Source organism: Pseudarthrobacter sp. PvP090 (assembly GCF_040547365.1).
In the GTDB taxonomy this organism is placed as follows: Bacteria; Actinomycetota; Actinomycetes; order Actinomycetales; family Micrococcaceae; genus Arthrobacter.
In genome coordinates, this window is sequence record NZ_JBEPPO010000005.1 from 115,625 (window position 1) to 129,728 (window position 14,104).

A 14,104-nucleotide genomic window follows, 5' to 3' on the forward strand; every position below is an offset into this window, starting at 1 on the left:
GTTCGCTTGATAGGACATACTGCCTAAGTTCATGATAGCAGGGCCGTTCAGGCGCGGAGAGATCTGCGACACACCTCAACAAAGGCGAGGAACGGGGCCAGCCGTTCCTCGGCCGGGAGTTCCAGGGCCTCCGGGTGCCACTGCACTGATGCGACCCAGCGCTCCGGGTCCTCCAGCGCCTCAACCGTCCCGTCCTCGGCCACGGCCGTCACCACGAGCCCTGCGGCGACCCGGGCCACGGACTGGTGGTGGCCGGAGGCGATCTTGACGGTGACGCCTGCGGCGCTCGTCCCGCGGCCCCCGTTCCCCAGGCCGCCGTACAGGCCGGCAACCTTGCTTCCGCCCTGCATCTCGACCTCATGCCAGGCCCACGGTCCGGCCCCGTGCACCGGTTCGGCTTCCCGGTGCGGCACCGTCCCCGGATCCATGTCCTGGATCAGCGTTCCGCCGTAGAGCACGTTGAGCAGCTGGTGCCCCCGGCAGATGCCCAGCACGGGCAGCCCGGCGTCGATCGACCGCCGCGCAACGGCCAGATCCAGCTCGTCCTGGCCGTGGCTGACGTCGTAGCAGGCGTCGCCGGGTTCCTCGCCGTAGAGCCGGGGGTCAAGGTCGCCGCCGCCCGGAAGAACGACGCCGTCGAGCGCCTCGAGCGTCTCTCCGGGTGCGGTGAGCAGCACCGGCTCGCCGCCGCCGTCGCGCACCAACTCCACGATGTAATCGAAGAGCGCATTGGCCTCCGCCACCCGCGGATCCGGGTCCGCGGAACTGCTGAGCCGGACGGGAATGCCGATGCGGGGCCGGCTGCTGCGGGGGAGGGGCGGAGTCTGCATGGTTTATTCTGCACCACAACTTCTGCATCACAACGCGGGACTAGGATTGCCGGATGACCAACAGATACCTTGTGTCCCGCAGCCGCTTCATCGCGGCCGCTCCGGAAGCCATCTTCGAGGTGCTCGCCACGCCGGCACTGCACAGCGTGATCGACGGCTCCGACACCGTCAAGGGTGCCCAGCCGCGCGGCCCCAAACGGCTGGCCCTTGGTGCGAGGTTCGGCATGGAAATGAATATGAAGATGGACTACAAGATTCTCAACACGGTCTGCGAGTTCGAGGAGGGCCGGCGGATCGCGTGGCGGCACTTCGGCGGCCACGTATGGCGCTACCTGCTGGAGCCCGCAGCCGACGCCGCCGGCAACCCGGGCACCCTCGTCACCGAACAGTGGGACGCCCGGGAAGTGCGCGCCAGGATCCTCCTGCGCCTGGCCGGCTACGTCCGCCGGCACCCGGCCAACATTGAGCAGACCCTCGCCAAGCTTGACGCCTACATGAGCTCCGAGGCCGCATCCGGCACCGGGTCCGGTGCCACCCCGGACCACCAGCGCTAGGCGCGCCGGATGAGCGCCGCCCGCAGCCTGCACCCCAGCCCGCGCACGCTGGAGGTCGAAAGCCTGGACAGCTTCGACCGGCTGGTCGCGGCCGGGGCCAGGACCATGCAGGGCTGGCACGCCCAGTCGCTGGACCTGCGCGGACGGACGGCACAGCTCGAGGGCATGAACGCCCAGGGCGGGATTTTCCTCGGTTGCACGTTCGACGACGGCGTGGAAGAGTCGCTGCGCAGCCGCGGCGCCCTCATCTTCCCCAAGCTCGAAGCCGTCCCGTTCAACCCGTACCGCGGGCGGCTCTATACCCCGCAGGAGCTCTACGAGGGTATCTCCGAGTCACGCTATGAGGACACCCCGGACGCCAAGGTGTACCAGTGGAGCATCCGGCCGGGACAGCGCCACCGCCTCGACGCGACCCTGGCCGCGGCCCTCCATGACCACTCGATCGGCGATGCCCTCGATGAGTTGACCCGCTCGGACCTCTGCGCCGGCCGGACCATGGTGGGCGTTATGGGCGGGCATGCTGCGAGCCGCGGCTCGGGTGTCTTCGAGGAAGCCGCGCTGCTGGGACGGCTGCTGGCCAGGGACGGCCGGGTAGTTGCCACCGGCGGTGGTCCCGGAACTATGGAGGCCGCCAACCTCGGCGCCTACCTGAGCGAGGCCCCCGAACGGGACTTCCGGAGCGCCCTGGACGACCTCGCCGCGGTCCCCGGGTTCCTGCCCTCCGTGTCGGCATGGGCGCGGTCGGCTGCCGCCGTCGTCGAACGCCATCCGGAGGGGACGCCGTCCCTGGGGGTCCCTACCTGGTTCTACGGGCATGAGCCGCCGAACTTCTTCTCCACCCACATCGCCAAGTACTTCGCCAACGCCATCCGCGAGGCCATCCTGCTGGAACTGTGCAACGGCGGCATTGTGTTCCTGCCCGGGTCCGGGGGCACCGTGCAGGAGATCTTCCAGGATGCGTGCGAGAACTACTACGGCACCCCGGAGACCATCATGCCCATGGTGCTGGTGGGGCAGGAGCACTGGCTGCGGCGCTACCCGGCGTGGCCCCTGCTGCAGAGCCTTGCCGCGGGGCGGCAAATGGAGGGCCGGATCTTCCTGGTGGACACCGTGCAGGAAGCGCTCGCCGTCCTGGACCGCTGAGCGCTCAGAGGTCCTTGCGGCACTGCGCCGAGCCCAGCTCGTACAGGCCGTTCAGGTCCCCGGCGGCCGGGCCGTCCGGGGCCCCGATCTCGGGGTACATCAGCTGCGTGGGGTCGTCCACATGCTCGAGACCCATGACATGGCCGAGCTCGTGAAGGACCACCGCGGTGGCGTACGCGGCCCCGTCCGTCCGGCTGAGATCCTCGGCGATCTGCGGCCCATCGAGTTCCAGGCTGCCGGTGACGAAACTCTTGGGCCCGTCGCCGAAGCTGAAGTGTGTGCTGCCGCCCGTGCCGATCACGGGTCCCATGAGCTGCGGGGCCTGCTCCGGGGTGGTCCACGCGATGAGCAGCGGCGCCCAGCGGTCCCCGTAGGCGTCCGGCTGGTAGGGCGCGCGGGACGGGGAAGGCACTTCGGTGCTCGGCCCGTCGTCGACGAACCTGATCCCGGTCGCGCGGGATATCGTACTGATCGCATCCTCGACCAGGCGCTCGGCGTTCTCCGGAGCGAGCGCGGCGTTCACCACGTAGTGCAGCGGCCGGCACGGCGAATAGCCTACCGGAGTGCCGTCGTCGTTCAGGGCCAGGAACCGGTAAGAGCTGCTGGCGGCCGCCGGCTTCTGCGGGCGCCCGAGCGGCTCGTCCTCCTCCTCGACGCCGGGCGGGGGAGTGTCCGTACGCTTGCCCGCGGCGGCTGCCGGCTGCCCGGGCTCGCCCGGCGGGCGTGCCGGAGCCTGGTCCGGCACGGTGCCGCGGGTGACGTCAAAGAGTCCGGCGAACCGCGGATCTCCGTAGACGAAGCCGGCCGCCACGAACCCGGCGCCGGCAATCAGGGTGGCAGCGGCGAGGCCCCGGGCGTACCGCCACGTGGTGCGGGAGCGGCGGTGCCGCGGTGTCTGGTCCCGGAACTCAGGACCGTCCACTAGGCAACCACGGCGCCGAAGGCCAGGCCCAGCAGGTACGTCACGCCCGCCGCGCCCATGCCGATGGCCAGCTGGCGGAGGCCGCGGGAGGCCGGGGAGGTACCGGAGAGGAGCCCGACGACGCCGCCGGTGAACAGGAGCGCCACGCCCACCAGGGCGGCTGACAGCACGAGCGCCGCGACGCCGGTCATGCCGAACACGAAGGGCAGGATCGGCACGATGGCGCCGGACGCGAAGAAGCAGAAGCTCGACGCCGCGGCGCTCCAGGCGGTCCCGACCGCAACATGTTCGTCACGGGCTTCCGGCAGATCCGGCTGCAGCGAGAGGCTGGGATCGCAGTCGCAGTCACGCAGGCCCATCCGCTCCGCGACGCGGTGCTCGGCAGCCTCCCGCGACATGCCGCGGGCCAGGTAGACCAGCAGGAGCTCGTTGTGTTCGATGTCCAGCGATGGCGCGGCTGCCAGGGTGATCTGGGTGGGGCGGGTCGCCGCCAGGAGTTCACGCTGGGAGCGCACGGAAATGAATTCGCCTGCTCCCATGGACAGCGCACCGGCCAGCAGCCCGGCTACACCGCTGAGCAGGACCACGGAACTGCCCACGCCGGAGGCGGCCATGCCCATGACCAGGGAAAGGTTGCTGACCAGCCCGTCGTTGGCGCCGAAGACCGCCGCGCGGAAGGTGCCCGCCAGCCGGTTGCGGCCCCGGGTGGCAAGTCCGCGAACAACTTCCTCGTGGATCTGCTCGTCGGCGACCATGGCCGGGGTCGCGGTGGGGTCGGCGGCGTACGGAGACCGGCTTTCGGCCCGCTGGGCGAGGGCCAGGACAAAGACCGAGCCGAAGTGGCGGGCCAGAAAGCCCAGGAATTGGCTGCGGATTGAGGCGGGGCGGGGGCGGCCGGCATGGTTGCCGAGCAGTTGCAGCCAGTGCGCCTCGTGGCGTCCTTCGGCTTCGGCCAGGGCGAGCAGGATCTGGCGCTCCTCGCCGCGCCGGTTCTGGGCCATATCGCGGTAGACGGCTGCTTCGGCCCGTTCGTCGGCGAGGTACTGCCGCCACCGCTTGATGTCCCCCGGGCTGGGTGCCGTGGCGGCCGCGTGGCCGGGTTCGGGCCGGTGGGGTTCGCGGGGTTCGCGGGGTTCGCGGGGTTCGCGGTTGAACGAGTCAGATGTGGCGTGCTGGGACACGGAAGCTCCTGGGCTTGAAAGGGCATGGTTCGGCCCCATTGCGTATCCAGCGTACCCCGTCTTTCCGCGGATTTTCGGCCGGTGATCCTCAGCCCGGTGTTTAGGCGAACCGTAAATTTCGCCGGCGTCCCGCGGCTGTCCGCAGCCGCCGCAGTCCCGATCGGTGGCGGCCCTTGACCGCCCGGGTCCGCGGTGTTCGAATGAAAGCCAGGGCGGGCTCTCCGGGGCCTTTGCCGCCACCGCAGTCACACGGAGGTTGCATCATGGACAACATCGGCTCACGTCCAATCCAGCCGGCCCGGGATTCCCTCGAGTCCGATCCCGCGTACGACTACGCCGACGACGCGCCCGTGAGTGCTGGCGCGGAGACCGAGGAAGAGGAGCTCCTCGAAGAGGCGGACCGGCTTGTTCCCCTGGACGAGGAGGACTTCCTGGGCGACGAGACGCCCGTGGTGCCCGTCGACGGAGAAGAATTCCTGGAGCCGGAGGAAAATGAATGATGCCCTTAGCTGCTTGAGTGTCCAGCGGACTAAGACTCAGCTACCTAAAAGTTCAGCAACATTAAAGTTCGACGGCGGCGCCCCCTTCCGAGGGAGCGCCGCCGTCGACCATTAACTCGCTGTCAGTACCCCACCGGGGCAGGACCCTAGTGGGTCAAGACGGGGACCTGTTCTTCCTCGGCGGCGCCGCCGGCGACCCGGCGGTGCCAGTTGGCCATGACCGCGGGATCGGTCGGCCTGGTCAGCAGTGACACCGCGATGTAGACCACCGCGGAGGCCAGCAGGCCGAAGTAGATCGGTTCATTGGCGTAAATGCCGTCCAGCGGGACCTCGGCGTTGATCTCCAGGATGATCATGGTGCCGAGGGTGATGACCGAGCCCACGGCCATCGAGGCGGCCGCGGCTGCACCGGTGCCGCGCTTCCAGACCAGCCCGCCGAGGATGGCGACGAGGAGCCCGCCGACGAGGATGTCGTAGGCGATGGTGAGTGCCGCGACGACGTCCTTGGTGATGATGGCGATAACGATCGCGACGATGCCGAGGCCCAGGACCCACATGCGGTTGGCCTTGACGTCGTGCTCCGGGTTGTCCGTGTCATCGGTGTTGATGTTCTTGCCGAACCAGCTGGCGACGAACGGCAGGACATCCGCGCGCGCCACGGTGGCGGCGGCGATCAGGGCGCCGGAGGCCGTGGACATCATGGCGGCTACGGCCGCGGCGAGCACCAGGCCGCCGATGCCGATCGGCAGCAGATTGGTGGCGACCTCGGCGTAGACCACGTCCTTGCCGAGGGCCTTGACGTCGATGTCCGGCAGGGCAACACGGGCGCCGAGGCCGATCAGGGCGCCCGCCGCACCGTAGAGGATGCAGTAGATGCCGGCCGTGGCGCCGCCCCAGCGGGCGACCGTGGGGGTCTTGGCGGTGAAAACGCGCTGCCAGATGTCCTGGCCGATCAGCAGGCCCAGGGTGTAGACGACGAAGTAGGTGATGATCGTCTGGATGCCGATGCCGTCGATCTGGAAGAAGCTGGCGTCGACGCGGGCGCGGATACCCTCAAAGCCGCCGGCGGCGTTGAGGGTGAACGGCAGCATCAGGAAGAAGATGCCGACCGTCTTGATGACGAACTGGACCTGGTCGGCCAGTGTGATGGACCACATGCCGCCGATGGTCGAGTAGACCAGGACGATCGCGCCGCCGATGGCGATGGCGAGGGCGCGGTCCCAGCCGAAGAGCACCACAAAGATGGTGGCGTAGGCGCCCGTGGACGTGGCGCAGAGCATAAGCGTGTAGGCGAGCATCACGATGCCCGAGGTCTGGGTGGCGTGGCTGCCGTACCGCAGGCTCAGCATCTGGGACACGGTGTAGATCTTGAGCTTCTGGATGGTGCTGGCAAAGAGCAGGCTGAGCAGCAGCACGCCGGCGCCGATCGCGACCACGAGCCACATGCCGGAGATGCCGAACTTGTAGCCGAGGCCCACGCCGCCTACGGTGGAGGCGCCACCGAGCACGACGGCGGCCATGGTTCCGGTGTATAGGAACGGGCCGAGGCGGCGGCCGGCGACCAGGAAGTCGCTGTTGTTCTTGGTGCGGGATTTACCCCACCACCCGAACGCCAGCATGGCGACCAAATACACCACCACGATGGCGATGTTGACGAAACTTGCGTCCATTGAGGGCTCCTCAGAGCTGTTCGGAGCAGGGCTGAACCGGCGGGGACTCCAGAGGGTGCCGCGGTCAGGTGCTTCATGACGGGTACGGTGACGGGTTGCCGGTGGGAGTACCGCTGGTTGGGTGACTCCACCGCATCCAAGTGGCGGTAATTGCCCAATAGGCAACACTTGTTGCCAAAGAGTATGTTGTGATCCGGGTAACAGTCAAGACGCATTACGCGGCGCGGGTGGATCCGGCGTCCGGGGGGTGCTGTCCCGCTAGTATTGCTCCAATGATGGGGCCGAGCGGCCGGCCGTGAAAGGTTCCTAAATGAAGGCTCTACCAGTTGAACCGAGCAACGTTCCCGTTGCCATCGGTTCGCGGATCCGCGCCGCCCGGCAGTCGCAGCGGCTCACCATCGAGCAGGTGGCCGACGCCACCGGGCTGACCAAGGGCTTCCTCAGCCGGGTCGAGCGGGACCTCACCTCACCCTCGGTCGCGTCCCTCGTGACGCTGTGCCAGGTGCTTTCCATCTCGATCGGCGACCTGTTCGCCGCCCCGGAAACGCATCTCACCAAGAAGAATGAAGGCCCGCGGATCTCGCTGGGCGGCGAAGGGATCGTGGAGCGGCTCCTCACCGCCCGCTCGGAGCGCCGTGTCCAGATCATCCAGGCCGTGATCGAGCCCCGCGGCCGCGGCGAATCGGAGCTGTATGCCGTGGACTGCGACGTGGACGTGCTGCACGTGGTCAAGGGCAGCATCCGGCTGATCCTCACGAATGAGGAATTCGAACTCCACACGGGGGACACCGTGACCTTCCCGGGCCGCGAGCCGCACACCTGGGTCAATCCGACGGATGAAGCCGTCGAGGTCCTCTGGGTGCTGGTCCCCGCCGCGAGCCGTTAGGTTTACGCGGGTCCAGCTTGCGGGCTGCGGATACGTGCCCAGCACCTCCCGGATTTCGGCCAGGACGCGCTCCGGTTCGAACCAGATGTGCTCGGGCGTGTACCGGAGCACGGCGAAGCCTCTCAGTGTCGAAGCGTTGTTCCGGCCCAGGTCCCGGCGCATGGCCTCGCGGCTGGCGTGGAACACGAAGCCGTCGACTTCCACGATCAGGAATCCTTCGATCAGGAAGTCGACCCGGCCGATCCCGGGCAGATAGACCTGAGCGTCGTAGCCAATCCCGTGAGCGCGGAACAAGTACTGGGCGTCGACCTCCACGATGGACTCGGCGCGCAGGTCCAGTTGCTGCAGCGCCTTGCGGACCAGGCCGGACCGGTCGGCCGTGAGCTGGGCCTTCAGTAATTCCAGCGGCACGCCATGCATGCGGATTGCCGAGGTTGCGATGGCTGTCGATGCCCGGGGAGCGAGGCACGCCATCGCGTGCAGCACCACGTCCTCGATCGCGGCCGCGGGCAACGTGGGGTGCCCGTCAAACCGTCCGGTCCGATGCCGAACGAAGCCCCCGCCGTGGCCGTGGTTGCACGCGAGATGTTGCTGGGCGGGTGGTTCCCGCAGCCAGAGTCCAAAGTGTCCGGCCGCGCTGGCGCAGGTGACCCGGGCGTTGTGCCGGACCGCGGCCTTGAACTCGGGATTGCACTCCGGAAGGACAAAGGCTCCGCGCCGGGGCTGGCGGGCAACGGCGGCCACCCGGGCAATCTCCGTCCGGGAATAGCCGGCGGCCAGCAGTTGCCCGGTCCGGGCGACACCGCCAAGTTGCGCGAGATATTCGAGGGGCTCCATCCAGCCAGTACACGGCCGCGACGAGCAGGGAGGTGCCCGCGAATTGGTCTATCTGGATAACTCCCGCCACCGGCTTCGTGGCGCAGGCCGCTGGCTGGACGCCCCGGCACCTAGGCCAGCGTGCGCTTCTGCCCAGTTACTCGCCGCGGCACCGGACCCGAGCGGTCGTGGAGCCCAGGGTTTCCGCGGTTTCCGGCGGGGCGCCGGCCGGTTGAGGGGGAAAGTAACTGGGCTGGAACGTCGAGGACCGCCCGCGCCGACGAGCTCTGGTAAACATTTGATGCACAAGAGGCAACTTCGAGTGTATGATGGCTGTCACACCCGTCGGTCAATCCTCGAAGGAGAGGCTTTCTTTTGGAAGAGCTGCGCATCGAGGCCAATGGCAACCTTGGCCCCATCGATTCATCCCGCATTCCGCGCTACGCGGGAGCCGCCACCTACGCGCGCCTGCCGCGGCTGGACCAGGTCGCCAAGGCAGACGTCACCCTAGTTGGCGTGCCCTTCGACTCGGGCGTCTCCTACCGCCCCGGAGCCCGCTTCGGGTCCAACCACATCCGCGAGGCCAGCCGCCTGCTGCGCCCCTACAACCCGGCCTGGGACGTCAGCCCCTTCGAGAACATCCAGGTGGCGGACGCCGGCGACATGGCGGTCAACCCCTTCAACATCAATGAAGCGATCGAGACCATCCAGCAGAACGCCCTGGACCTGACCGCCTCCGGCAGCAAGCTGGTCACCCTCGGCGGCGACCACACCATCGCGCTGCCGCTGCTGCGCGCCGCCGCGGAACGCGCCGGCCAGCCCGTCGCGATGCTGCACTTCGACGCGCACCTGGACACCTGGGACACCTACTTCGGCGCCGAATACACGCACGGCACCCCGTTCCGCCGTGCTGTCGAGGAAGGCATCCTGGACACCGAGGCGATCAGCCACATCGGCACCCGCGGCCCGCTCTACGGCAAGAAGGACCTCGACGACGACCACCGCTTTGGCTTCGGCATCGTCACCTCCGCGGACGTCTACTACCAGGGCGTCCTGGAAACCGTCGCCAAGGTCCGCGACCGGATCGGGAACCGTCCGCTCTACATCTCCGTGGACATCGACGTGCTGGATCCCGCCCACGCGCCCGGCACCGGAACCCCGGAAGCGGGCGGCATCACCAGCCGCGAGCTGCTGGAAATCATCCGCGGCTTCCGCGGCATGAACCTGGTCGGGGCCGACGTCGTCGAGGTCGCCCCCGCGTACGACCATGCAGACATCACCGGCGTTGCCGCCAGCCACGTGGCCTACGAACTGGTCACCCTGATGGCGGACCGTGCGGTGGAAGGGGACCGCTTCGGTGCGGCCAACGGCTACGCCGCCCAGGCCCTCGGCCAGGAATCCCGCCGCCCGGCCGGCTTCGCAACGCCGGCGTCCCAGCGCGCCGGGAGCGGGGTCTCGCTGTGACCGGCGTGCGCAACGGCGGCGACCTCGTCGTCGAAACGCTAGAGGCGCTCGGCGCCAAGACCGTCTTCGGCATCCCGGGCCAGCACGCCCTGGGCCTCTTCGACGCCATGGGCCGCGGCAACCTGCACTTCGTCTCCTCCCGGGTGGAGAACAACTCGGCCTTCGCCGCGGACGGCTACTCCCGGGCCACCGGCGAGGTCGGTGTCCTCTTCCTCTCCACCGGCCCGGGCGCGCTGACGTCCCTGGCCGGGCTGCAGGAGGCCTACGCCACCGGCGTCCCCATGGTGGTCATCGCAAGCCAGATCCCGCTCGAGGGACTCGGTGCCCGCCGCAAGGGCATGCTGCACCAGCTCGATGACCAGAAGGCCTCGGCCGCGAACGTCACTAAGAGCCAGCGGCTGATCCAGCACGCGTCCGGCATTCCCTCCGCCATCCAGGACGCGTGGACCGAGGCGATCTCCTCGCCGCAGGGCCCCGTGTGGCTGGAAATCCCGCAGAACGTGCTGCTGGATCCGATCATGGTGCCGCCGGTGGAGGACGCCCTCGCCGAAGCCGCCGACAATCCGCCCCGTGTCGAGCTGGTCCGCGAGGCTGTGAAGTGGCTCTCGACGGCGGAACGTCCCGCCATCATTGCCGGCGGCGGCACCCGCCGCGGCCGCGCCGAGAAATCGCTGCTCTCCATCGCGGAGAAGCTGCGGGCGCCCGTCATCTGCACGCCCGGCGGCAATGGCGCGTTCCCGTGGAACCACGAGCTCTCGCTGCAGGCCTGGATCGAGGACCAGCACATGACGGAGCTGCTCGAGGACGCCGACGTACTGATCGTGATCGGCTCGTCGCTGGGCGAGGTCACGTCCAACTACTTCACCTTTGAACCGCGCGGCAGGATCATCCAGATCGACGCCGAACCGCGCGTCCTCGAATCCAACCGCCCCGGCCTGGGCATCCGAGCCGACGCCGGGCAGGCGCTGGCCGCCCTCGACGCCGCCCTGACGGAACCGCACGGAGAGCGCGCGGACTGGCACGGCACCCCGCCGGAAGCCCTCGTCAAGGAAACCCTGGCGAAGGTCAAGGCCCGGCTGGAATCCCAGGATCTCGGCAAGGAACTGAAGTTCATGGCGGACATCCGCGAGGCTGTTCCCGCCAGCATGCAGACGTTCTGGGACATGACCATCTCCGCATACTGGGCCTGGAGCTGCTGGGACGCCCGCGAGGGCCAGTTCCACTCCGCCCAGGGCGCCGGCGGACTCGGCTTCGGCTTCCCCGCGGCGATCGGCGGCGCCGTTGGCCTCGAAACCACCGGCACGCCCGGCGGCCCATCTGCCGGACACGCCAGAGTGCTTGCCGTCTCCGGCGACGGCTCGGCGATGTACTCCATCTCCGAACTGGCGACGGCCAAGCAGCACAATGTTCCGGTCACCTGGCTGATTGTCGACGACGGCGGCTACGGCATCCTGCGCGAATACATGGTCGGTGCCTTCGGCAAGGCCACGGCCACGGAACTCGCCCGTCCTGACTTCGTCAAGCTGGCCGAGGCCTTCGGCGTGCCGGCCGTCCGCGTGGCCCCCGGGGATGTCGGGGACGCGCTCAAGGCCGGCTTTGCCGCCGACGGACCGAACGTCGTCGTGGTCGAAACCCTGCTCAAGATGTTTGCCCCCACCCACCTGGAGGCCTAGGCACCTGGAGGCCTGAGCACCACGCTCCACGCCCCTGCGAGGACAAGCAAGCGCGGACCGGCAGCACTGCTGCGGGTCCGTGCTTGGCGTTTAAGCAGGAAGCCCCGCCGGAAAGGTTTAGTTTCCCAAAGTAACTAAATCCTGATACATTGTTGCCTTAGGCAAGCAAAAAGGAGCAGTCATGGCAGTCGCGCCGGACACCGCAGCCAAACTCGTCCACCAAATCTTCGATCTGCAGCGCGCCGTTCGATGCGTCGCCGCGGTCAAGCTCCGCGGGGAGGACACCGGTGTCGCGCTCCAGGGTGTGCTGCGCTTCGTGGGGGAGGGGGAGTCCCGTGCCACCGCGCTCGCGGAACGGCTCGGAGTCAGCGCCCCCGTCCTCAGCCGGCACATCGCCGAACTGGAGGACCAGGGCTACGTGGTCCGCCGGCCCGACCCGCTGGACGGGAGAGCCCAGCTGATCGCACTCTCCCCGCCGGGGGTCGCGAAGCTCCGATCCATCGAGGACCAGCGCGCCGCCACCCTCCTTGGCTTCCTGCAGGACTGGAGCGAGCAGGACGTCGAAGAGACAACGAAGACCCTCCAGAAACTTGCTGAGTCCCTCAGGACCTCAGCCCGGGCAACGACGGCCGGATCCACCAATACGACCGAAATTGTTTGAGGAGCACCTCATGGCAGCAACCGCAGTCAAGCCCCCCGTCCCGCCGGCGGTGATGACCCACCGCCAGATCATGGAGGCCCTGACCGGCCTGCTGGCCGCATTCTTCACCGCCATCATCAGCAGCACGATCGTCGCGAACGCCCTGCCCACGATCATGTCCGAGCTCAACGGAACCCAGACCGACTTCGCCTGGGTGATCACCGCGGCCCTGCTGGCCAACGCCGCAACCACCCCCATCTGGGGCAAGCTCGCCGATCTCTTCAACAAAAAGATGCTGGTCCAGCTCAGCATTGTGATCTTCGTGGCAGGATCCGTCATGGCGGGCCTGTCCGAGACGATCCCGCTGCTGCTTACTGCCCGCGTCATCCAGGGTGTCGCCATGGGCGGGCTCACGGCTCTGGCCATGGCCATCATCGGCTCCATCATCCCGCCCCGCGACCGCGGCAAGTACTCCGGTTACATGGGCGCCGTGATGGCCGTGGGCACCGCCGGGGGACCGCTGCTCGGAGGGTTCATCGTGGACAGCCCGCTGGGCTGGCGCTGGACCTTCTTCGTCTGCGTCCCGCTCGCCATCGTTGCGCTCATCCTGCTGCAGATCACCCTGAAGCTGCCGCACGTCCGGCGCCCTGCCAAGATCGACTGGCTCGGCTCCATCCTGCTGACCTCCGGCGTGAGCCTGCTGCTGATCTGGGTGTCCTTCGCCGGGAACCCGGACTACTACGACTGGTGGTCCTGGCAGACCGTGGCCATGGTGGGCGGCGGTGTTGTCCTGCTGGCGCTCCTGGTGCTGGTCGAGTCCAAGGTGCCGCAGCCGATCATTCCGCTGAAGATCATCTCGCAGCGCACCACCGCCCTCGCCATCCTTGCCTCGATCGCCGTCGGCGTCGGCATGTTCGGTTCCTCCGCCTTCCTGGGACAGTATTTCCAGGTGGCCCGCGGCGCATCACCCACCGAAGCAGGGCTCCTGACCCTGCCGATGATCGCCGGTAACCTGATCGGTTCCGTCGTCTCCGGCCAGCTGATCAGCCGGACCGGAAAGTGGAAGCGGTATCTGGTTGCCGGCGCCGTCCTGTTGATTACCGGCCTCGGGCTGACCGGAACCATCGACCACACCACCGAACTCTGGCTGACCGGCCTTTACACCGCGGTCCTCGGCCTCGGCCTGGGCCTGCTGATGCAGAACCTCGTCCTTGCAGTGCAGAACACCGTGCGGGCCGGCGACATCGGAACCGCCAGCGCCTCGGTCGCGTTTTTCCGGTCGGTCGGCGGCGCCATCGGCGTCTCCGTGCTGGGAGCCATCATGGCCAACCGGGTCAAGGAACTCGCCACCGAGGGCCTTGCCGCCGCAGGGATTCCCGCCAGTGGCGGAGCCGGCACCAGCATGGACCTCAAGGACATGCCGGAGCCCGTCCGCGAGATCATGCGGGCCGCCTACGGTGACGCCACAGCGCAGATCTTCATGGTCTCCGCGATCGTCGGACTGGTGGCGCTTATTGCGATCCTCTTCATCAAGGAAGAGCCGCTGCGGCGTACCGTGGACATTGTCAGCCCCGCGGCCAGGCACGACGACGGCGGCCTGGGCGCCGGGTCCGGCACCGGTTCGGGCCCGGCCACCGCGGCCGGCTCCGTGGCCGGGAGCGGCATCGTCGACCTCGACCGGGAATTTGTCGAGGTGCTCAGCCAGCAGCGCGAAGGCCGTAACCAGCGCCACTGAGCGGGACGCGAAAAGTACGCCGTATGGATGATTTTCGGTGTCTGTTGTTCCGCGCGGGCCGGTGGTTTCGTAGAGTTGGAAGGCCATGGC

13 protein-coding genes and 1 pseudogene are annotated in these 14,104 nt (G+C 68.3%); 9 read left to right on the top strand and 5 right to left on the bottom strand.

Features of this window, described 5'->3' with window-relative positions:
- Nucleotides 1–47: 47 nt before the first annotated feature.
- Entirely contained in the window at nt 48–830 is a 783-nt protein-coding gene (locus tag ABIC21_RS07335; RefSeq protein ID WP_354349749.1) for a gamma-glutamyl-gamma-aminobutyrate hydrolase family protein, read from the bottom strand.
- 53 nt (nt 831–883) lie between these two features.
- Between ABIC21_RS07335 and ABIC21_RS07340 the strand changes: the two genes are divergently transcribed.
- Nucleotides 884–1,384 carry an SRPBCC family protein gene (locus ABIC21_RS07340; protein ID WP_354349750.1) on the top strand — a complete coding sequence of 167 codons (501 nt, stop codon included), beginning with the start codon at nt 884–886 and terminating at the stop codon, nt 1,382–1,384.
- 9 nt (nt 1,385–1,393) lie between these two features.
- A complete protein-coding gene (locus tag ABIC21_RS07345; RefSeq protein WP_354349751.1) occupies nt 1,394–2,527 on the top strand; it encodes an LOG family protein in 1,134 nt (377 codons plus the stop codon).
- 4 nt (nt 2,528–2,531) lie between these two features.
- On the opposite strand, the gene ABIC21_RS07350 is transcribed toward ABIC21_RS07345, so the two are convergent.
- Both ABIC21_RS07350 and ABIC21_RS07355 read right to left on the bottom strand, forming a co-directional pair.
- Nucleotides 2,532–3,449: a matrixin family metalloprotease gene (locus ABIC21_RS07350; RefSeq protein ID WP_354349752.1), complete on the bottom strand. Its 918-nt coding sequence runs from the start codon at nt 3,447–3,449 to the stop codon at nt 2,532–2,534.
- Complete coding sequence (locus ABIC21_RS07355; RefSeq protein WP_354349753.1) at nt 3,449–4,630, bottom strand: VIT1/CCC1 transporter family protein; 1,182 nt, start codon at nt 4,628–4,630, stop codon at nt 3,449–3,451. Before ABIC21_RS07355 ends, ABIC21_RS07350 begins: the two co-directional genes overlap by 1 nt.
- 263 nt (nt 4,631–4,893) lie before the next feature.
- On the opposite strand from ABIC21_RS07355, the gene ABIC21_RS07360 reads away from it, so the two are divergent.
- Nucleotides 4,894–5,130, top strand: coding sequence for a hypothetical protein (locus ABIC21_RS07360; RefSeq protein WP_354349754.1), 237 nt, complete (start codon nt 4,894–4,896; stop codon nt 5,128–5,130).
- Between the two features lie 146 nt (nt 5,131–5,276).
- Here ABIC21_RS07360 and ABIC21_RS07365 read toward each other — a convergent pair whose 3' ends face one another.
- Nucleotides 5,277–6,800 (bottom strand): sodium:solute symporter family protein, encoded by a 1,524-nt coding sequence (locus tag ABIC21_RS07365; protein ID WP_354349755.1) that lies wholly within the window; start codon nt 6,798–6,800, stop codon nt 5,277–5,279.
- A 310-nt stretch (nt 6,801–7,110) separates the two neighbouring features.
- Here ABIC21_RS07365 and ABIC21_RS07370 point away from each other — a divergent pair, with 310 nt between their 5' ends.
- On the top strand, nt 7,111–7,686 hold the full coding sequence (locus tag ABIC21_RS07370; protein ID WP_307463683.1) for a helix-turn-helix domain-containing protein: 576 nt from the start codon (nt 7,111–7,113) through the stop codon (nt 7,684–7,686).
- Between the two features lie 99 nt (nt 7,687–7,785).
- On the opposite strand, the pseudogene ABIC21_RS07375 reads toward ABIC21_RS07370, so the two are convergent.
- Nucleotides 7,786–7,890: pseudogene (locus ABIC21_RS07375) on the bottom strand (hypothetical protein); the annotation flags it as partial.
- Here ABIC21_RS07375 and ABIC21_RS07380 point away from each other — a divergent pair.
- The 5 genes from ABIC21_RS07380 (at nt 7,864) to ABIC21_RS07400 (ending at nt 14,014) form a co-directional block, all read left to right on the top strand.
- Nucleotides 7,864–8,085, top strand: coding sequence for a hypothetical protein (locus ABIC21_RS07380; RefSeq protein WP_354349756.1), 222 nt, complete (start codon nt 7,864–7,866; stop codon nt 8,083–8,085). The pseudogene ABIC21_RS07375 and the gene ABIC21_RS07380 sit on opposite strands and share 27 nt — an antisense overlap.
- 792 nt (nt 8,086–8,877) lie before the next feature.
- Nucleotides 8,878–9,966, top strand: coding sequence for an agmatinase (gene speB / locus ABIC21_RS07385; RefSeq protein WP_354349757.1), 1,089 nt, complete (start codon nt 8,878–8,880; stop codon nt 9,964–9,966).
- Nucleotides 9,963–11,639: a thiamine pyrophosphate-binding protein gene (locus ABIC21_RS07390; RefSeq protein WP_354349758.1), complete on the top strand. Its 1,677-nt coding sequence runs from the start codon at nt 9,963–9,965 to the stop codon at nt 11,637–11,639. Before speB ends, ABIC21_RS07390 begins: the two co-directional genes overlap by 4 nt.
- 181 nt (nt 11,640–11,820) lie before the next feature.
- On the top strand, nt 11,821–12,300 hold the full coding sequence (locus ABIC21_RS07395) for a MarR family winged helix-turn-helix transcriptional regulator (protein ID WP_354349759.1): 480 nt from the start codon (nt 11,821–11,823) through the stop codon (nt 12,298–12,300).
- Nucleotides 12,301–12,310: 10 nt separating this feature from the next.
- Nucleotides 12,311–14,014 carry an MFS transporter gene (locus ABIC21_RS07400; RefSeq protein WP_354349760.1) on the top strand — a complete coding sequence of 568 codons (1,704 nt, stop codon included), beginning with the start codon at nt 12,311–12,313 and terminating at the stop codon, nt 14,012–14,014.
- Nucleotides 14,015–14,104 lie beyond the last annotated feature (90 nt).